This is a genomic window from Roseateles sp. (assembly GCF_019237615.1).
Lineage (GTDB): Bacteria > Pseudomonadota > Gammaproteobacteria > Burkholderiales > Burkholderiaceae_C > Pelomonas.
Map to the genome: position 1 here is coordinate 1 of NZ_JAFAGT010000035.1, position 18,391 is coordinate 18,391.

13 protein-coding genes and 1 tRNA gene are annotated in these 18,391 nt (G+C 69.1%); 6 read left to right on the top strand and 8 right to left on the bottom strand.

Going from position 1 to position 18,391, the window contains the following annotated elements; translation table 11 throughout:
- Positions 1 to 142: 142 nt before the first annotated feature.
- The 4 genes from JOY88_RS06305 to mutM form a co-directional block, all read right to left on the bottom strand.
- On the bottom strand, positions 143 to 1,933 hold the full coding sequence (locus JOY88_RS06305) for a methyl-accepting chemotaxis protein (protein WP_293501285.1): 1,791 nt from the start codon (positions 1,931 to 1,933) through the stop codon (positions 143 to 145).
- An 86-nt stretch (positions 1,934 to 2,019) separates the two neighbouring features.
- A complete protein-coding gene (locus JOY88_RS06310) occupies positions 2,020 to 2,322 on the bottom strand; it encodes a hypothetical protein (RefSeq protein WP_293501286.1) in 303 nt (100 codons plus the stop codon).
- Positions 2,323 to 2,325: 3 nt separating this feature from the next.
- Complete coding sequence (gene mutY, locus JOY88_RS06315) at positions 2,326 to 3,342, bottom strand: A/G-specific adenine glycosylase (RefSeq protein ID WP_293501287.1); 1,017 nt, start codon at positions 3,340 to 3,342, stop codon at positions 2,326 to 2,328.
- Entirely contained in the window at positions 3,327 to 4,145 is an 819-nt protein-coding gene (gene mutM / locus JOY88_RS06320; protein ID WP_293501288.1) for a bifunctional DNA-formamidopyrimidine glycosylase/DNA-(apurinic or apyrimidinic site) lyase, read from the bottom strand. The genes mutY and mutM overlap by 16 nt, the downstream gene beginning before the upstream one ends.
- Positions 4,146 to 4,187: 42 nt before the next feature.
- Here mutM and JOY88_RS06325 point away from each other — a divergent pair, with 42 nt between their 5' ends.
- From JOY88_RS06325 to JOY88_RS06350, 6 genes are all read left to right on the top strand, one after another.
- The gene (locus tag JOY88_RS06325) at positions 4,188 to 5,948 is read left to right on the top strand and encodes a tetratricopeptide repeat protein (RefSeq protein WP_293501289.1); all 1,761 of its coding nucleotides are present in this window, start codon (positions 4,188 to 4,190) and stop codon (positions 5,946 to 5,948) included.
- Entirely contained in the window at positions 5,945 to 6,469 is a 525-nt protein-coding gene (locus JOY88_RS06330; RefSeq protein ID WP_293501290.1) for an outer membrane lipoprotein LolB, read from the top strand. Before JOY88_RS06325 ends, JOY88_RS06330 begins: the two co-directional genes overlap by 4 nt.
- Positions 6,453 to 7,358: a 4-(cytidine 5'-diphospho)-2-C-methyl-D-erythritol kinase gene (ispE, locus tag JOY88_RS06335; RefSeq protein ID WP_293501291.1), complete on the top strand. Its 906-nt coding sequence runs from the start codon at positions 6,453 to 6,455 to the stop codon at positions 7,356 to 7,358. Before JOY88_RS06330 ends, ispE begins: the two co-directional genes overlap by 17 nt.
- A gap of 40 nt (positions 7,359 to 7,398) precedes the next feature.
- Positions 7,399 to 7,475, top strand: a tRNA-Gln gene (locus JOY88_RS06340).
- Positions 7,476 to 7,537: 62 nt separating this feature from the next.
- A complete protein-coding gene (locus tag JOY88_RS06345; protein ID WP_293501292.1) occupies positions 7,538 to 8,500 on the top strand; it encodes a ribose-phosphate pyrophosphokinase in 963 nt (320 codons plus the stop codon).
- 84 nt (positions 8,501 to 8,584) lie between these two features.
- A complete protein-coding gene (locus tag JOY88_RS06350; RefSeq protein WP_293501293.1) occupies positions 8,585 to 9,208 on the top strand; it encodes a 50S ribosomal protein L25/general stress protein Ctc in 624 nt (207 codons plus the stop codon).
- Positions 9,209 to 9,258: 50 nt separating this feature from the next.
- On the opposite strand, the gene JOY88_RS06355 is transcribed toward JOY88_RS06350, so the two are convergent.
- From JOY88_RS06355 to JOY88_RS06370, 4 genes are read right to left on the bottom strand one after another with little or no spacing between them, the layout of a single operon-like run.
- On the bottom strand, positions 9,259 to 10,650 hold the full coding sequence (locus JOY88_RS06355; protein ID WP_293501295.1) for an efflux transporter outer membrane subunit: 1,392 nt from the start codon (positions 10,648 to 10,650) through the stop codon (positions 9,259 to 9,261).
- Positions 10,651 to 10,654: 4 nt separating this feature from the next.
- Complete coding sequence (locus JOY88_RS06360; RefSeq protein WP_293501296.1) at positions 10,655 to 13,780, bottom strand: multidrug efflux RND transporter permease subunit; 3,126 nt, start codon at positions 13,778 to 13,780, stop codon at positions 10,655 to 10,657.
- Positions 13,777 to 16,896 (bottom strand): MdtB/MuxB family multidrug efflux RND transporter permease subunit, encoded by a 3,120-nt coding sequence (locus JOY88_RS06365; RefSeq protein ID WP_293501298.1) that lies wholly within the window; start codon positions 16,894 to 16,896, stop codon positions 13,777 to 13,779. The genes JOY88_RS06360 and JOY88_RS06365 overlap by 4 nt, the downstream gene beginning before the upstream one ends.
- Positions 16,897 to 16,906: 10 nt before the next feature.
- Complete coding sequence (locus tag JOY88_RS06370) at positions 16,907 to 18,343, bottom strand: efflux RND transporter periplasmic adaptor subunit (RefSeq protein WP_293501300.1); 1,437 nt, start codon at positions 18,341 to 18,343, stop codon at positions 16,907 to 16,909.
- Positions 18,344 to 18,391 lie beyond the last annotated feature (48 nt).

An 18,391-nucleotide genomic window follows, 5' to 3' on the forward strand; every position in this document is an offset into this window, starting at 1 on the left:
ACGCAAGGAGCGCATCCAGAGGACCGAAACAGACAGCGCAACGATCAAATCGCGACGGCAATCAAACCAGCTCGCCGAAATGACCTCCGGCGACGATTGCCGGGGGCCTGTCGTTAGCGCAAAACTTCTGCCGCGCGGGCACCTAGAAGGTTTCCCAGTCGCCCTCGGCCTCGCTCATGGCGGGGGCCATGGGCTTGGGCGCGGGGGCCGGCGTGGCCGCCGCGGACGCCTGGCGCGGCGCGACGGCCAGCCCGGGCTTGGCGTCCGGCTTGGCCATCACCCTGGGAGCCGCCGGCTTGAGCGGCATGACCGGCCGCGGGGCCGGCTTGGGCGTGGTGCGCGGCGCGGCCGGAGCTGCGTGCACAAGGCTGGCGTCGACACGGAAGGCCGCCACGGCCTCCGACAGCTTGGCCGTCTGCAGGCGCATGCTTTCGGCCGCCGCGGCGGTCTGTTCCACCAGCGCCGCGTTCTGCTGCGTGGCCTGGTCGAGCTGGCTGACGGCGGCATTGATCTGCCCCACGCCCTCGGACTGCTCGCGACTGGACACCGTGATCTCGCCGACCAGGTCGGTCACCTTGCGCACCTCGTTGACCATCTGACCAATGGTCTCGCGCGCGGCCAGCACCTGGGCGCTGCCGCTCTCGACCTTGCCGACGCTGTCGCCGATGAGGCTCTTGATCTCCTTGGCGGCCTCGGCGCTGCGTTGCGCCAGCGCACGCACCTCGCCGGCCACGACGGCGAAGCCGCGACCCTGCTCACCGGCGCGCGCCGCCTCCACCGCGGCGTTCAGCGCGAGGATGTTGGTCTGGAACGCGATGCCATCGATGGTGCCGATGATGTCGCCGATCTTGCGACTGGAAGTCGAGATGGCGTCCATCGTCGCGACGACCTCGCCGACGGCGTTGCCGCCCGCGCCGGCCACCTCGGACGCATGGTTGGCGAGCTGGTCGGCCTGGCGGGCGTTGTCGGCATTCGCCTTGATCTGCGACGCCATCTGCTCGACGGAGGCCGCGGTCTCCTCCAGGCTGGAGGCCTGGCTCTCGGTGCGCGCGGAGAGGTCTGCGTTGCCCTGGGCGATCTCGGCCGCTGCGACGTTGAGCTGGTCGCAACCCTGGCGCACGCCGGACACCATGCGCGCCAGGTTCTGCGTCATCTCGTCCAGCATGTTGAGCAGCTGGCCGAGTTCGTCGCGCGAGTTGCTGCGCAGGCGCTGCGTCAGGTCGCCGCCGGCCACCGCCTGGACGGCCGCCGCGGCGAGCTGCATCGGGCGGGTGATGGAGCGCGTGATGGCCAGCGCCGCGCCCACGCCAATGCACAGGGCCACGAGCGAGACGATGGCGAAGATCCACAGCACTCGCTGGTAGGTGGCCTCGGCCGACGCCGTCGTGGTGGCGGCAAGCCTCTCGTTGTAAGCCCACCATTGGTCGACCGACTCGCGCACCGGCGTGAAGGCCGCCTGCGCCATGCCGAAGCTCATCTCCTTGGCCGCCGTGCCCTGCGTCGGGTCGGATGCGCTGTCGCTGGATGCCTTCAGCACCTTGTCCTGGGCCGCGAGGTAGCCTTTCAGGCCCTCACCGACCTTGTGCAGCAGTGCGCGGTCCTCGTCGTCCGACACCAGGGGCTCGTAGGCCCTGAGTTGCTTCTTCAGGTCCTCGCGAGTCTGGGCGATGCGCTCGCCCAGCACCTTCTTCTCCCTGTCGTCATCGGTCAGGATGTGCTGCTGCTCCAGCCTGCGCGCGTCGGAGACGGCGCCGTCGATCTGGTGGATTGTGCGCAGCGACGGCAGGATATTGTTGGGGTAGTACTCGGCGTAATAGTTGATCGACTTCACCAGCATCGCCCCGACCCCCGCCATCACCAGCATGAGCGCCAGCAACACGAAAAATGCAAGGCCAAGCCGCGCCCCAACGCGCAGGTTCTTCACGACATCCACAACGATCTTTCTTTGTCTTCGACTCGAAGAACTGTGCCTTGTTCGCCCCGGGCGGGCAACGCGCGGGGCGTGCAGACTGCACGAAGTCAGGCTTCTGGTGCGTCGGACTCGCCGAGGAGCAACGCCAGCAGCACGGCCGTACCTATGGGCATGAAGATCACCACGGCGATGAACCAGGGCCAGAAGGCGCGCCCCGTGCGCCGCACCAGCTGCATCATGAAGACGCAATGCATGGAGCCGGCCACGATAAGGCCCAGGCCCGAGATCGCGAGCAGGCTGGCCGGCGGCTCGCCGTCCTGCGCGCCGCTGATGAGCTGCCACAGGCAGAAGCCCGCGATGACCAGCGTGATCAGCGCGTATTCGACGCCACTCTTGATATCTGCTTTCATGGCTCAGCTTTCGTCGATCAGCTTTTTCAGCGGTGCGGGCAGCGCGTATCTGGCGAGTTGCTCGCGGGCCACCCAGGTGCCCGGCAGTTGCTCCTCGGCCACTTCGGCCCGCACCGTGTGCAACACCCAGTCGAAGTGGGTCAGCGCATGCTCGATGCGCGGCAAAGTCTCCAAGTCGACATCGGGCAGCGCTGCGCGCGCGCCGGCCTCGTCGTCGAACATGGGCAGCGTCCAGAGGCCCGCCCAGACACCGGTCGCCGGCCGCTGCCGCAGCAGCACCCGCCCCTCTGCCGACTCCAGCCACAACCACCAGTTCTCGCGCCGGCCGCGCTTGAGCTTGCGGGTCTTGACGGGGTAGCGCGTCGGGTCGCCCTCCTGCTGGCCGCGGCACAGCGGCTGCACGGGGCAGAGCAGGCAGTCGGGCGAGCGCGCGGTGCAGACGGTCGCGCCCAGGTCCATCAGGCCCTGGGTGTAGCGGTCGACGTCGCGCTCGGGCAGCAGCTCGGTGGCGCGGTCCCACAACCGCTTCTCGGCGGCGCTGCTGGCCAGATCGCCATCGAAGGCGAGCACCCGACCCAGCACGCGCTTGACGTTGCCATCAAGGATGGCGACTCGCTCGCCGAAGCAGAAAGCTGCGATGGCGGCCGCCGTCGAGCGGCCTATGCCCGGCAGCGTCTGCAGCGCGGCCGCCGTGGAAGGGAACTCACCGCCATGCAGCTCGGCCACGGCCCTGGCGCAGGCATGCAGGTTGCGCGCGCGGCTGTAGTAACCCAGGCCCGCCCACATCGCGAGCACCTCGTCCAGCGTCGCCGCGGCCAGGTCGATGACCCTGGGCCAGCGCGCCAGAAAGCGCTCGTAATAGCCCAGCACCGTCACAACCTGCGTCTGCTGCAGCATGATTTCCGACAGCCAGACGCGATAGGGGTCGCGCGTGTTCTGCCAGGGCAGCGTATGGCGGCCATGGCGGCGTTGCCAGGCAACGACGGTCTTGCCGAAGTCCTCTATCAACGCTTCTGGCATGACGGGCAGAAGAAGGTGGAGCGCTGGCCCTGCACGATGCGCCGGATGGCCGTGCCGCAGCGCCGACAGGACTCGCCCTCGCGGCCATAGACCTGGGCCTGCATCTGGAAGCTGCCAGCCACGCCGTGGGCGTCACGGAAGTCGCGCAGCGTCGTGCCGCCGGCTTCCAGCGCCTGGCCCAGCACGGTGCGCACGGCGGTAGCAAGCTTGTCGGCGCGCGGCCGGCTGAGCCTCGCCGCGGGCAAGCGCGGGTCTATGCCGGCCATGAACAGCGCCTCGCAGGCGTAGATGTTGCCTGCGCCGACGACGATATCGCCCGCCAGCAGGGCCTGCTTGATCGCGACGCGCCGGCCGCTCAGCGCCGCGTGCAGATGCAGGCCATCGAAGCGCTCGTCGAAGGGCTCCAGGCCCAGGCCGCCAAGCAGCGTCGCCACAGGCTCAGCCTCCAGCGCACTGGCCCAGACGACGGCGCCGAAGCGGCGCGGGTCGGTCAGCCGCAGCAGGCCGCGATCAGTGTGCAGATCGAAGTGGTCATGCGCGCCCGGCGCGGGCGTCGCGTCGAGGAAGGCCAACGACCCCGACATGCCAAGGTGCAGCAGCAACCCGCCTCGGCCTTCCAGCGGAAGCCACAAATATTTACCCCGCCTTTGCACGCTGCCGACGCGGCTGCCCAGCAGGGTTTCGGGGTCCACGCCGATGGGCCAGCGCAGCGGTTTTCCCAGGCGCAGGCCGGTCACCCGGGCCCCCTGGATGGCGGCGGCAAAGCTGCGGCGCGTGACTTCGACTTCGGGCAACTCGGGCATGGGAGCGAAATCATAATCAGGCCGTTGTTTGCCGGAGTCCGAATGCCCCTGCCTTTTCGCCGAGTGATGATTGCCGCCGCCTTGCTGGCCGCGCTGCAAGCCCATGCCCAGGATGCTGCCGCACCCGCTGCACCCGCTGCACCCGCTGCACCCGCGGAGGCGCCGACGAACTCGGCGATGGACGCGCCGCTGTTCTACCAGCTGCTGATCGGCGAGATCGAGTTGCAGAACGGCCAGGCGGGCGTCGCCTTCCAGGTGCTGCTGGACGCCGCGCGGCGCACCGCCGACGAGGAGTTGTTCAAGCGCGTCGTCAACATCGCCATCCAGGCCCGCGCGGGCGACCAGGCGCTGATGGCCGCGCGCAGCTGGGCCGAGACCGTGCCGACGTCGGTCGACGCGCTGCAGAGCACCGTGCAGTTGCTGGCGTTGATGAACAAGCCCGCCGAGGTGCCGCAGCCACTGTCCACGCTGCTGCGCATCGCGCCTACGCCGCAACGCCCTGGCCTCATCCTGGCCCTGCCGCGCCTGTTCCAGCGCGCACCCGACCCCAAGGCCGTACTCGCCGCCCTCGGGCCGGTGCTGCGCGCGCAGGGCGGCCCGCTCAGGCCCGCCGCCCTCTACACCGAGGCCCGCCTGTCCATCAACGCCGGCGAGAACGCCCGCGCGCTGGCGCTGACGCGCGAGCTCAGCCAGGCCATGCCGGACGGCGACGACGCGATGCAGCTGGCCGTCGACCTCATGCCCGCCGAACCACAGGCCGAAGGGCTCATCACCGAGCGCCTGCAACGCAAGCCCGACCAGCACGCGCTGCGCCAGGCCTATGGCCGGGCGCTGATCCAGGCCCAGCGCCCGGCCGACGCCGCACGCGAGTTCCGGCTGCTGACCGTGGCCACGCCCGACAACCCCGCCCCCTGGCTGGCGCTGGGCGCGCTTGAGCTGGAACTCCAGCACGCCGCCGCCGCCGAGGACGCGCTGCACGAGGGCCTGAAACGCCTGGACACGCCGGCCGCCGGCACCGATGCCGAGATCAAGGCCCGCGCCGACGGGCGCCGGCAGGCCTGGCTGATGCTGTCCCAGGCGGCCGAGCAGCGCGGCGACCTCAAGGCCGCCGAGACCGCGCTGCAGAAGGTCGACAACAACGGCCTGGATGTTCGCTACCGCCGCGCCAGCCTGCTGGCCCGCCAGGGCAAGCAGGCCGAGGCCCGCAAGCTGCTGCAGCCGGCCGCCGACGCCAGCGATGCCGACGCCCGCGCCGCACTGCTGGCCGAGTCGCAGCTGATGCGCGAGCAGCGCGACTACGCCGCAGCGCTCAAGGTGCTGAAGACCGCGACGGCCCGCTTCGGCAACGATGCCGACCTGCTCTACGAACAGGCCATGATGACCGAGAAGGTCGGCAAGTTCGACGAGATGGAGACACTGCTGCGCAAGGTCATAGAGATCAAGCCCGACTACCACCACGCCTACAACGCGTTGGGCTATTCGCTGGCCGAGCGCAACCAGCGCCTGCCTGAGGCCAAGCAGCTCATCGAGCAAGCGCTCAAGCTGTCGCCGGGCGAGCCCTTCATCGTCGACAGCCTGGGCTGGGTCGAGTTCCGCCTCGGCAATTTCGCCGAGGCCGTCAAGCTGCTGCGCCAGGCGCATGCCGGCCGACCCGACGCCGAGATCGCCGCCCACCTGGGCGAGGCGTTGTGGGCCAGCGGCGCGCATGACGAAGCCCGGCGAGTGTTCGCCGATGCTGCGCGGCGCGACCCCGGCAACGAGGCGTTGCGCGAGACGCTCGAGCGGCTGAAGGTCAAGCCGTGAGGTTGGCGTTCGCCTGCCTCGCGCTGGCAGTCGCCGGCTGCGCGCAACTGCCCCAGGTCACGCCGGCCGGCCATGAGGCCCGGCTCAGCGGCCGCATCAGCGTCACCGTGGCCGGCGACCAGCACAACCGCGGCACTGGCGGTGCGGCCAGCTTCGAGCTGTTCGGCAGCCCCGAGGCCGGCCGGCTGGAGCTGACCTCGCCGCTGGGCTCGTTGATGGCGCGCGCAGACTGGCGGCCGGGCCTGGTCACGCTGCAGACGCCGGGCGACGAGCGTCGCTTCGAGGACCTGGACGCGCTGACCCGCGAGCTGCTTGGCGAGGCCGTGCCCGTGGCCGCGCTGTTCGACTGGCTGAAGGCCCGCCCCTGGCCCGCCGCGCCGCATCAGAAGACCACCAACGGCTTCGAGCAACTGGGCTGGCGCATCGAGCCGCGGCTGCCCGCCCTCGTCGCCACGCGCCTGACCGAGCCCGTCGTCACACTGCGCGCCAAACTGGACGGAAGCGATGAAGGCACTCCATGATCTGGCCGCTCCGGCCAAGCTCAACCTCTTCCTGCATGTCGTCGGCAAGCGGCCGGACGGCTACCACCTCTTGCAATCGCTGTTCGTGCTGGTCGACTGGGCGGACACGCTGCATGTCGAGCGCCGTGCCGACGGGCAGCTGAGCCGCCACGATGTGCTGGGAGGCGATCTGCCGGCGGACGACCTCTGCCTGCGCGCCGCCCGCCTGCTGCAGGCTGAGACGGGCTGCACGCTGGGCGCCGACATCCACTTGGAGAAGCGCCTGCCCGCCGGCGCCGGCATGGGCGGCGGCTCGTCCGATGCGGCAACGACGCTGCTCGCGCTCAACCGGCTCTGGGGCTGCGGCCTGTCGTTGCAGCGACTGCTGGCGCTGGGCCTGAAGCTTGGTGCGGACGTGCCCTTTTTCCTCGGCGGCAGGCCGGCCCTGGTCGAGGGCATAGGCGAGATACTGCACCCGCTGACTCTGCCGGAACAGCGCTTCGCGGTGCTCAAGGGACCGTCCGGCTTGTCCACCCAAGAGATCTTTTCGAGCAAACTCTTGGCAAGGTCCGAAAACTTGGCTATAGTCACGGGCTTTCCCGCCTCAGCAGGAACTGCAGAAAGACTCATCGCAGGCTTTGGTCAGAATGACCTCCAGCCAGCAGCCGAGTCGATCAGCAGCGAAGTGCGAGACGCGTTGACTCTGTTGTCGAAGACCTTCGGCAACGCCCGGATGACGGGCTCAGGAGCCGCCGTGTTTTCCGTACTGGCCGGGGATGGAAAAGATGGCAAGGACGACCAGTTCATGGCGACACTGCTTCAAGGGCTTCCGAATGGAGGTCCTGGAGCGTGGACGGGTCGGATCTGCCGCAGTCTGGCTCAACACCCGCTCGCGGGCTGGGCTGACTGAAGAAGTTTCAAGGGTTCGGCCGCTCGGCCGGGTCCTGTGTAGGGGAGTCGCCAAGTTGGTCAAGGCATCGGATTTTGATTCCGACATGCGAGGGTTCGAGTCCTTCCTCCCCTGCCAGATTTCTGTACTTCGCTGAACCGGCTGCGCATTCAGCGGGCCACTGACATCAGAGGCTCCCAGTGCTGCTCAATACGGTTCTCTTCACCGGCAACGCGAATCCGGTTCTCTCCCAGGAAATTGCCACCCATCTCGGCCTCGAGCTGGGCAAGGCCGTCGTCGGCCGTTTCTCCGACGGCGAGGTCACCGTCGAGATCCAGCAGAACGTTCGCGCCCGCGACGTGTTCGTCGTTCAGCCCACATGCGCGCCGACGAACGAGAACCTGATGGAGCTGCTGATCATGGTGGACGCGCTCAAGCGCGCCAGCGCCCGCCGCATCACCGCCGTGATTCCCTACTTCGGCTATGCCCGCCAGGACCGCCGCCCGCGTTCGACGCGCGTGCCGATCTCGGCCAAGGTGGTCGCCAACCTGCTGGAGACCGTCGGCGTCGAGCGCGTGCTGACCATGGACCTGCACGCCGACCAGATCCAGGGCTTCTTCGACATCCCGGTCGACAACATCTACGCGTCGCCGGTGCTGCTGTCGGACCTGAAGGCCCGCAACTACAGCGACCTGGTCGTCGTCAGCCCCGATGTCGGCGGCGTCGTGCGCGCTCGCGCGCTGGCCAAGCAGCTGGGCTGCGACCTGGCCATCATCGACAAGCGCCGCCCGGCCGCAAACGTCTCCGAGGTGATGCATGTCATCGGCGAGATCGACGGTCGCAACTGCGTCATCATGGACGACATGATCGACACCGCCGGCACGCTGGTGAAGGCGGCCGAGGTGCTGAAGGCCCGCGGCGCCAAGAGCGTGTTCGCCTACTGCACCCACCCCATCCTGTCGGGCCCGGCCATCGAGCGCATCGCCGGATCGGCGCTGGACGAGGTCGTCCTCACCAACACCATCCCGCTGACCGACGCGGCCAAGGCCTGCAAGAAGATCCGCCAGCTGTCGGTGGCCTTCCTGTTCGCCGAGACCATCCGCCGCATCTCCGATGGCGAGTCGGTCACCTCCCTCTTCTCGGAACAGAACAACAACTTCTGATCCGGGTTTCGTCGCGGCCTTTGAACGGCCGCTTTTCAACACGGTGCCTGGTCGCGGGCGCCGTTTCTCTTTTGGAGATAAACCATGAAGTTCGTCGCTTTTGAGCGCAAGCTGCAGGGGACCGGAGCGAGCCGCCGCCTGCGTATCGCCGGCAAGGTGCCCGGCATTGTTTTCGGCGCCGGTGAGCCCACGATGATCGAGCTCGATCACAACGCGCTCTTCCACGCCCTCAAGAAGGAAGCCTTCCACAGCTCGCTGCTGGACATGGAGCTGAACGGCGCCACGACGCAAGTGCTGCTGCGTGACTTCCAGATGCACCCCTACAAGCCGCAAGTCCTGCACTGCGACTTCCAGCGCGTGGACGGCACGACCAAGATCACGAAGAAGGTGCCCCTGCACTTCATCGGCGAAGACGCCTCGCCGGCCGTCAAGACCGACCACTGCACGGTCAACCACGTCGTCACCGAGCTGCTGATCACCTGCCTGGCCCAGCAACTGCCTGAGTTCATCGAGATCGACCTGTCGGGCCTGACCAAGGGTCACTCGCTGCACGTCAACGACATCAAGCTGCCTGCCGGCGTCAAGGTCGTCACCCACGGCAAGCCCAACCCCGTCATCGCGACGCCGGTCGAGCCCAAGGTCGAGGAAATCGTCGTGGCCGCCGCTCCGGCTGCCGACGACAAGAAGGGCAAGAAAGGCAAGAAGTAATTCTTCTCGCCGGCCTCAAGCCAAGACAAGGGCTCCGCAAGGGGCCCTTTTCATTGCTGCGTCGAAGGCGGCGGCAGCCGCCCGCCCAGGTTCTTGAGCAGCAGGCCGGCCGCCACGAGCTGGCGGTTGCGCAACGTCAGCACATTGCCCTCAGCCGACAGCGCCGAGGTCTGCGCGGCGCTGACGTTGAGGAAGCTGACCGTGCCGGCTCGGTACTGGTCCAGCACCAGCTCGAGGTTGCGCTGGGCCGCCTCGAAGGCGTCGTGCTGCAAGGCCAGCGAAACGCCGGACTCGGCAAACTGCACGAGGTTGTCCTCAACCTCCTGGAAGGCCGTCAGCACCGCCTGGCGGTAGTTCGCCGTCGCCACGTCGGCCGACGCGCGCGCCTGGTCGCTGGCGAGGCGGCGCTGGCCGCCATCGAAGAGGGGCTCAGCCACGGCTGCGCCCAGCGACCAGAGCAGGTTGGGCGCCGACACCAGCTTGGACCAGGAGGCGCCGCGGTAGCCGGCGCTGGCCGACAGCGTGACCGAGGGGAAGAAAGCCGCGTCGGCGATGCCGATCTGCGCGTAGGCCACCGTCTGGCGCGCCCGCGCGGCGGCGATGTCGGGACGCTGCGCAAGCAGCATGGACGGCACCAGCTCGGGAACCGGCGGCAGTTCGGGAAGCATGGCGCTGGGCGGCAGCTGGAACTGCCCCGGCAACTTGCCGAGCAGGAGGGCGATGCCATGCTCAAGCTGCGCCCGGGTCACGCGGGTGTCGCTGAGCTGGGACTGCACGCTGCGCAACTGGGTGCGCGCCTGCAGCACGTCGGTCTGCGCGACGACACCGCCGGCATAGCGCGCTTCGGTCAGGTCCAGCGCGCGCTGGTTGGCGGCGACGGTGCGCTCGAGCAGCGCCTGCTGGGCCTCGGCCACGCGCAGCGCGAGGTAGCTCTGCATCAGCGTGGCCTGAGCGGACAGGCGCAGCGCGGCCAGGTCGTCCCGGCTGGCCTGATAGCTCGCGCCGGCCGCCTTGACGCCTTCGGAAAGCCGCCCCCAGAGGTCGATCTCCCAGGCCGCATTGGCAGTCAGCGAGTTGCTCGTCGACACGCCGCCCTGGACATTGCCGCTCTGGGGCGTCGCCGAGCGCGTGCTGCCGGCGCCGACGGACAGCGTCGGGAAGATGGCCGACTGACTGGCCTTCAGCACGGCCTGGGCCGAGGCGACCTGGGCCAGCGCCACGGCAAGGTTCTGGTTGCCGACGACAAGGTCGGCCTGCAGGCCGTCCAGCACCGGGTCCTTGAACATCGTCCACCAGGCCTCGGGCACGGCCATCTGCGGTGCCACGCGCTGCCATTCGGCCGCCCCCTTGAAGCTCGCCGGTGGCGGCGCCTCGACGGGCGGGTGCTTTGCGGTGACGGCGCAGCCGGCCATCAGGAGGGCCAGGGCCAGTGGGGGGAGCATGGTCTTAGACATGGCTTCGGCTCGCGGTCTGGAGGACAGGGGCGCCGGCCGGCCCGGGCTTGGTGCGCTTGCGGCTGAGCCTGTCCATGCAGCAGAACACGACAGGGGTGGTGTAGAGCGTCAGCAACTGGCTCAGCAGCAGGCCGCCGACGATGGAGATGCCCAGAGGCACGCGCAGCTCGGCGCCCTCGCCACGGCCCAGGGCCAGCGGCACGGCGCCGAAGACCGCGGCCACCGTCGTCATCAGGATGGGTCGCAGCCGCAGCAGCGCCGCGCGGTAGATGGCAGCACCAGCGCTCAGGCGCCGGCCTCGCTCGGCAGCCGCGTGCTGGGCCGAGATGGCGAAGTCCAGCATCATGATGGCGTTCTTCTTCACGATGCCGATCAGCAGGATGACGCCGATCAGCGCAATGATGGTGAAGTCGGTCTTGAACAGCATAAGCGCCAGCAGCGCGCCGACGCCGGCCGACGGTAGCGTCGACAGGATGGTGATGGGGTGGATCAGGCTCTCGTAGAGCATGCCCAGCACCAGGTAGATCGTGACGATGGCCGCGAGGATAAGCAGCGGCTGCGACTTCAGTGAGGCCTGGAAGGCCTGGGCTGTGCCCTGGAAGCTGCCGCGCACCGAGACCGGCGCGCCGCTGCCGGCGACCGCGTCGTTGATCGCGTCGACGGCCGTCGACAGCGACACGCCGGCCGCGAGGTTGAAGCTGATGGTGCTGGCCGGCGTGCCGCTTTGGTGGCTGACGGCCAGCGGCGTGGCCGTCGTCTCGACACGGGCCACGGTCGACAGCGGCACCTGCTGGCCGCCGCTGCTGGTAAGCATCAACCGGTCCAGCGTCTGCGGGCTCTGCAGCCATTCGGGCGCCAGCTCCAGCACGACGCGGTACTGATTCAGCGGGTTGTAGATGACGCCCACCTGGCGCTGGCCAAAGGCGTTGTTCAACGTGTTGTCCAGCGCGTTCATCGTCAGGCCCAGGCGGGCCAGCGCGTCGCGGTCGACGACGAGGGAGGTCTGCAAACCCTTGTCCTGCTGGTCCGTGTTGACGTCGGTGATCTCGGGCACCTGGGTCAGCGCGCCGCGGATGCGCGGCTCCCAGGTCCGCAGATCGGAAAGCTCGTCGGCCTGCAGCGTGTACTGCCAGGACGCGTTGGCCTGCCGGCCGCCGACGCGGATGTCCTGCACCGGCGCCAGGAACAGGTTGGCACCGGGCACCTTGGCGAGCTTGCCGCGCAGCCGGTTGATGACGTCATCCACGCTCTCCTTGCGCTCGCTGCGGGGCTTGAGGCTGATGAACATGTTGGCGCTGTTGCGCTGCCCGCCGCCGGTGAAGCCGGTCACGTTGGCCACTGCCGGGTCGGTGCGCACGATGTCGTGGAAGGTGCGCAGCTTCAGCTGCATGGACTGGAAGGAGCTGGCCTGGTCGGCCTGCACGCCGCCAATCATCAGCCCGGTGTCCTGCTGCGGGAAGAAGCCCTTGGGGATGGTGGCGTATAGCGACACGTTCAGCGCGATGACGCCGGCCAGGGCCAGCAGCGCCAGAGGCTGGTGGCGCAGCGTCCAGCGCAGCGAGCGGCGGTAGCCGCGCATCAGGCCGACCTGGAGGCGGGTCAGGAAGCGGACCAGGCGCCCTGGCCGGCGCGCGGTGGCCTGCGGCTTGAGCAGCGTCGCGGCCATCATGGGCGTCGTCGTCAGCGACACCGCCATGGACACCAGGATGGCCACCGAAAGCACGACGGCAAACTCGCGGAACAGCCGCCCGACGATGCCTCCCATCGCCAGGATGGGGATGAAGACGGCGATCAGGCTCAGCGAGATCGAGACGACGGTGAAGCCGATTTCCTTGGCCCCCTTGAGCGCCGCCTCGCGGGGCGGCACGCCTCGCTCGATATGGCGCGAGATGTTCTCCAGCACGACGATGGCGTCGTCGACGACGAAGCCGGTGGCCACCGTCATCGCCATCAGCGACAGGTTGTCGATGCTGTAGCCCAGCAGGTACATGACGCCGAAAGTGCCGGCCAGCGACACCGGCACGGCCACGGCCGGCAGCAGCGCCGCGCGAAAGCGCCGCAGGAACACGAAGACGACGACGATGACGAGGCCGAAGGCGATGACCAGCGTGCGCTGCACCTCCACGATGCTGCCGCGTATGGTGGCCGTGCGGTCCATGACGACGCTCACGTCTATGGCCGGCGAGATGGACGCGCGCAGTTGCGGCAGCAGGCTGCGCACCGTGTCCACGGTCTTGATGATGTTGGCGCCGGGCGCCTTGTTCATGATCAGCAGCACGGCCCGGCGGCCGTCCGCAAGCCCGTCGTTGCGCAGGTCCTGCACGCTGTCCTGCACGTCGGCCACGTCGCGCAGGTGCACTGCGGCGCCGTTGCGGTAGCTCAGCACCAGCGGCGCGTACTCGGCCGCGCGCTTGGCCTGATCGTTGGCGGTGATCTGCCAGTAGCGGTCCTCCGACTCCAGCTGGCCCTTGGGCCGGTTGGCGTTCGTCGCGACGACGGCTGCCCTCACCTGGTCCAGCGAGATGCCCTGCGAGGCCAGTTTGTTCGGGTCCAGCTCGATGCGCACGGCCGGCAGCGCGCCGCCGCCCACGGTCACCTGGCCCACGCCGTCCACCTGCGACAGCCGCTGCGCGAGCACGGTAGAGGCGGCGTCATACATCTGGCCACGCGTCAGCGTGTCCGACGTCAGCGCGATGATCATGATGGGCGCATCGGCCGGGTTGACCTTGCGGTAGGTCGGGTTGCTGGGCAGGCCGCTGGGCAGCAGCGCGCGGGAGGCGTTGATGCCGGCCTGTACCTCGCGCGCCGCGGCGTCGATGTTGCGGCTGAGGTCGAACTGCAGCGTGATGCGGCTGCTGCCCAGCGACGACGACGAGGTGATCTCCGTGACGCCGGCGATGCTGCCCAGCGTTCGCTCCAGCGGCGTGGCGACGGTCGCGGCCATGGTGTCGGGGCTGGCGCCGGGCAGGGAGGCGCTGACCGAGATGGTCGGGAACTCCACCTGGGGCAGCGGCGCGATGGGCAGCAGCAGGTAGCCTATGGCCCCCGCCAGCGCGATGCCGCAGGTGATCAGCGCCGTGCCTATGGGGCGCTCGATGAAGACGCGCGACAGGTTCACGCCGCCACCTCCTCGCCCCGGCCGCCGCGCTTGAGCCGTGCCGCCAGCGCCGAGAAGCCGAGGTAGATGACCGGCGTCGTGAACAGGGTCAGCAGCTGGCTGACGATGAGCCCCCCCACCATCACCACGCCCAGCGGATGGCGCAACTCGCTGCCAACGCCCGTGCCCAGCATCAGCGGCAGCGCACCCAGCAGGGCCGCCATCGTCGTCATCAGGATGGGCCGGAAGCGCAGCAGGCTGGCCTGGTGGATGGCGTCGCGCGGCTTCATCCCCAGGTCGCGCTCGGCCTCCAGCGCAAAGTCGATCATCATGATCGCGTTCTTCTTCACGATGCCGATCAGCAGCACGATGCCGATGATGGCGATGATGTCCAGGTCCAGCTTGAAGGCCAGCAGCGCCAGCAGCGCGCCCAGGCCGGCAGAGGGCAGCGTGGACAGGATGGTCAGCGGGTGGATGGTGCTCTCGTAGAGCACGCCCAGCACGATGTACATCGTCACGATGGCCGCGAGGATGAGCAACAGCGTGCTCGTGAGGGACGCCTGGAAGGCCAGCGCCGCGCCCTCGAAGCGCGTCTCCACGCTGAGCGGCAGCTGCAGCGCGTCGACCTCGGCCTTGATGGCCTTCACCGCCTCGCCCAGCGAGGCGCCCGGTGCGAGGTTGAAGGAGATCGTCGACGACGGGAACTGAGCCACATGGTTGACGACCAGCGGCGCCTGCTTCTCGACGAAGCGGGCGACGGAGCTGAGCGGCACCTGCGCGCCGTTGGCGCCGGGCACGTACAGGCGCCTGAGGCCGTCCAGGCCCACGCGGAAATCGGGCGCCACCTCCAGCACGACGCGGTACTGGTTGCTCTGCGTGAAGATGGTCGAGATCAGGCGCTGGCCGAAGGCGCTGTAGAGGGCGCTGTCGATGGCGGCAACGGTGACGCCCAGGCGACCGGCCGCGTCGCGGTCGATGTCCACATAAGCCTGCAGACCCAGGTCCTGCTGGTCACTGGCGACATCGGCGATGGACTTGACGCCACGCAGATGCTCCAGCACGGCCGTGGTGGATCGGCTCAGCTCGGCGGCGTCGGGCGAGGACAGCGTGAACTGGTACTGCGTTTTGGCAATGCGATCCTCGATGGTCAGGTCCTGCACCGGCTGCAGATAGAGGGCGATGCCGGGCTCGTCAGCCGCCATGTCGCCGAGGCGGCGCGCCACCTCGGCCGCGCTCGCGCCGCGCCCCTCCTTGGGCTTGAGGGTGATCTGCAGCCGGCCCTGGTTCAGCGTCGTGTTGCCGCCGTCCACGCCGATGAAGGATGAAACGCTCTGCACGGCCGGGTCCTTCAGCACCCGCTCGGCCAGGCGCTGCTGGTGGTCCGCCATGGCGGCGAAGGACGTGGACTGCGCCGCCTCCGTGATGCCCTGCAGCTGGCCCGTGTCCTGCACCGGGAAGAAGCCCTTGGGCACCATCAGGTAGAGCACGCCGGTCAGCAGCAGCGTCGCGATGAAGACGAGCATCGTCGCGGCGGAGCGGTCCAGCACCCAGTCCAGCGCGCGGCCGTAGGCGGCAATGGTGTCGTCGAAAGCCCGGCCCACCCAGCGCCACAGCCGGCCATGGTCCTCGTCATGCTCATGCTTGAGCAGGCGTGCGCACATCATGGGCGTCAGCGTCAGCGACACGAAGGCCGAGATCAGGATGGACACGGCCAGCGTGATGGCGAACTCGTGGAACAGCCGGCCGACCACGTCGCCCATGAACAGCAGCGGGATCAGCACGGCAATCAGCGACACCGTCAGCGAGATGATGGTGAAGCCGATCTGCTGGGAGCCGGTCAGGGCCGCGTCATAGGCGCTGACGCCCTCGCCGCCCTCCTCCATATGCCGCGCGATGTTCTCGATCATGACGATGGCGTCGTCGACGACAAAGCCGGTCGAGATCACCAGCGCCATCAGCGTCAGGTTGTTGATGGAGAAGCCCGCCAGGTACATCACACCGAAGGTGCCCACCAGCGACACCGGCACGGCCACCGCGGGGATCAGCGTCGCCGGGAGGCTACGCAGGAACACGAAGATGACGCCGATGACGAGGGCGATGGCGAACAGCAGTTCGTGCTCTACGTCGCGCACCGAGGCGCGGATGGTGGTCGTGCGGTCGGACAGCACCCTCACGTCCAGCGAGGCTGGCAGGCTGGCCTGCAGCTGCGGCAGCACGGCCTGGACGCGGTCGACGGTGTCGATGACATTGGCGCCGGGCTGGCGCTGCACGTTCAGGATGACGGCGGCGACGGACGGCTTGCCCGCCTGCCCCGCCCAGGCCGCCAGGCGCAGGTTCTCGGCGTCATCGACGAGCCGGGCCACGTCCTTGAGCCGCACCGGGTTGCCGTTCTTGTAGGCGATGACGAGGCCGGCGTACTCCGCCGCGCTGCGCAGTTGGTCGTTGGCGTCCACCGTGGACGCTCGCAGCGGCCCGTCGAAGCTGCCCTTGGACTGGTTGACGTTGGCGTTGCCTATGGCCGTGCGCACATCGTCGATGGACATGCCCAGCGCGGCCAGCGCGCCCGGGTCGGCCTGGATGCGCACGGCCGGCCGGCGCCCGCCCGCGATGCCCACCAGGCCCACGCCCGGCACCTGCGAGATCTTCTGCGCCAGACGGCTCTCGACGAGGTCGTGCACGCGCGTGATCGGCAGCGTGGCCGACGACACTGCGATGGTCAGCACCGGCGCATCCGCCGGGTTGACCTTGCTGTAGACCGGCGGCATCGGCAGGTCAGTGGGGAGCAGGTTGCTGCCGGCGTTGATGGCCGCCTGCACCTCCTGCTCGGCCACGTCCAGCGACAGGCTGAGGTCGAACCGCAGCGTGATAACCGAGGCGCCGCCCGAGCTGGTGGACGACATCTGCGCCAGGCCCGGCATCTGGCCGAACTGGCGCTCCAGCGGCGCGGTGACGGAGGAGGTCATCACGTCCGGGCTGGCGCCGGGGTAGAGGGTCGTGACCTGGATGGTCGGGTAGTCCACCTCGGGCAGGGCCGACACCGGCAGCAACCGGTAGGCCAGCGCACCGGCCAGCACGATGGCCAGCATCAGCAGCGAGGTCGCGACCGGCCGCGTGATGAACAGGCGTGACGGGTTCATTGCCGCTGCCTCAGTTGGCGGGCGCTGAACCGGCGCCGGCAGCGCGGTGCTCCTGCAGCCAGGCGCGGCGGTCCTCCGGACTCATGGCCTTGAGCTTGTCGACCATCTCGGGCGGCACACGGTCCAGCCAGCGAGGGCGGTCGCCGCCGGCCGCGTCGGTGCCACCAGACGCGGCGCTCGCGCCAGCGCTGGCAGCGCTGGCGGCGGCGCCATGGCTCCGGCCACGCCCGCCGGCACCCGACGCCCCCGCGGCCGGCACCTTGATGACCTCGGCCTTGCCGCCGTCGCGCAGGCGGTCGGCGCCGTCGGTGACGACCTGCTCGCCGGGCTTGAGATCACCCTGCACGGCCGTCCAGTCGCCGTCGACCGTCAGGATCTGCAGCTTGCGCAGCGCCACCTGGCCGTCGGCGACGACGTAGACGTAGACACCCGGGGCGCCGCGCTGCACCGCGGCGCTGGGCACGACGAGCACATCCTTCAGCCGGTCCAACTGCAGGCGCACGTTGACGAACTGGTTGGTGAACAAGCTGCCGTCCAGGTTGGGAAACAACGCCTTGACCTTGATCGTGCCCGTCGTCGCGTCGATGGCGTTGTCGGTGCTGGCGACACGCCCCGAAGCCAGCAACTGCTTGCGCTCGCGGTCCCAGGCCTGCACGGCCAGCGGCTGCTTGTCGGCCAGCTGCTGGCGGATGCGTGGCAGGCGCACGTCCGGCACGGCGAAGACGACCGCGGCCGGCTGGGTCTGGGCGATGCTGAGCAGGCCGTTGACGTCGCTTGGCGTCACGTTGTTGCCGAGGTCGGCCTGCTTCAGGCCGGCCTGGCCGGCGATGGGCGCCGTCACGCGGGTGTAGGAGAGCTGCAGCTTCGCGTTGTCCACGGCGGCCTGATCGGACAGCAGCGTGGCCTCGAGCTGGCGCACCAGGGCCTCCTGGGTGTCGAGCTGCTGGCGCGGCGCGGCATCCTTGGCGACGAGATCCCTGTAGCGGACCAGGTCGGCGCGGGCGTTGTCCAGCTGAGCCCGGTCACGGGCCAACGTCGCCAGCGCCTGGTCGCGCGCGATCTCGTAGGGCTTGGGGTCGATCAGCGCCAGCACCTGGCCGGCCTTCACCGGCTGGCCCTCGTGGAAGTACAAGGCCTTGAGTTCGCCGCCAACCTTCGCCCGCACGACGGCCATGTTGTCCGAGGCGATGCTGCCGATGGCGTCGACGATGACGTTCATGTCGCGCCGCTGCACCGTGGCGACCGAGACCGGCTGCGACCCGCTGCGACCGAAACGCCCGCCGGTTGCCCGGCCCGCGTCCGAGGCGGCCGACGCGGCGCCGGCAGTCCTCTCGGCGGCGCTGGCGCCGCCCCGCCCCTTCCACCACCAGCCGGCGAGGGCCAGGCCGGCAACCACCACGGCGATCAAGACCCAGATCCTGCTGCGCTTGGAATCCTTGTTCTGCATTCGGTCCACTCCTGATGGCGGCCAAGTTTCCCGGCCGAATGTAGCTGC

Bases quoted from the DNA above. Each gene is read 5' to 3' on its own strand.
- JOY88_RS06325 (WP_293501289.1), top strand. From the start codon at position 4,188: ATGCCCCTGCCTTTTCGCCGAGTGATGATTGCCGCCGCCTTGCTGGCC.
- mutY (WP_293501287.1), bottom strand. From the start codon at position 3,342: ATGCCAGAAGCGTTGATAGAGGACTTCGGCAAGACCGTCGTTGCCTGG.
- JOY88_RS06370 (WP_293501300.1), bottom strand. From the start codon at position 18,343: ATGCAGAACAAGGATTCCAAGCGCAGCAGGATCTGGGTCTTGATCGCC.
- JOY88_RS06350 (WP_293501293.1), top strand. From the start codon at position 8,585: ATGAAGTTCGTCGCTTTTGAGCGCAAGCTGCAGGGGACCGGAGCGAGC.
- ispE (WP_293501291.1), top strand. From the start codon at position 6,453: ATGAAGGCACTCCATGATCTGGCCGCTCCGGCCAAGCTCAACCTCTTC.
- JOY88_RS06365 (WP_293501298.1), bottom strand. From the start codon at position 16,896: ATGAACCCGTCACGCCTGTTCATCACGCGGCCGGTCGCGACCTCGCTG.
- JOY88_RS06310 (WP_293501286.1), bottom strand. From the start codon at position 2,322: ATGAAAGCAGATATCAAGAGTGGCGTCGAATACGCGCTGATCACGCTG.
- mutM (WP_293501288.1), bottom strand. From the start codon at position 4,145: ATGCCCGAGTTGCCCGAAGTCGAAGTCACGCGCCGCAGCTTTGCCGCC.
- JOY88_RS06355 (WP_293501295.1), bottom strand. From the start codon at position 10,650: ATGCTCCCCCCACTGGCCCTGGCCCTCCTGATGGCCGGCTGCGCCGTC.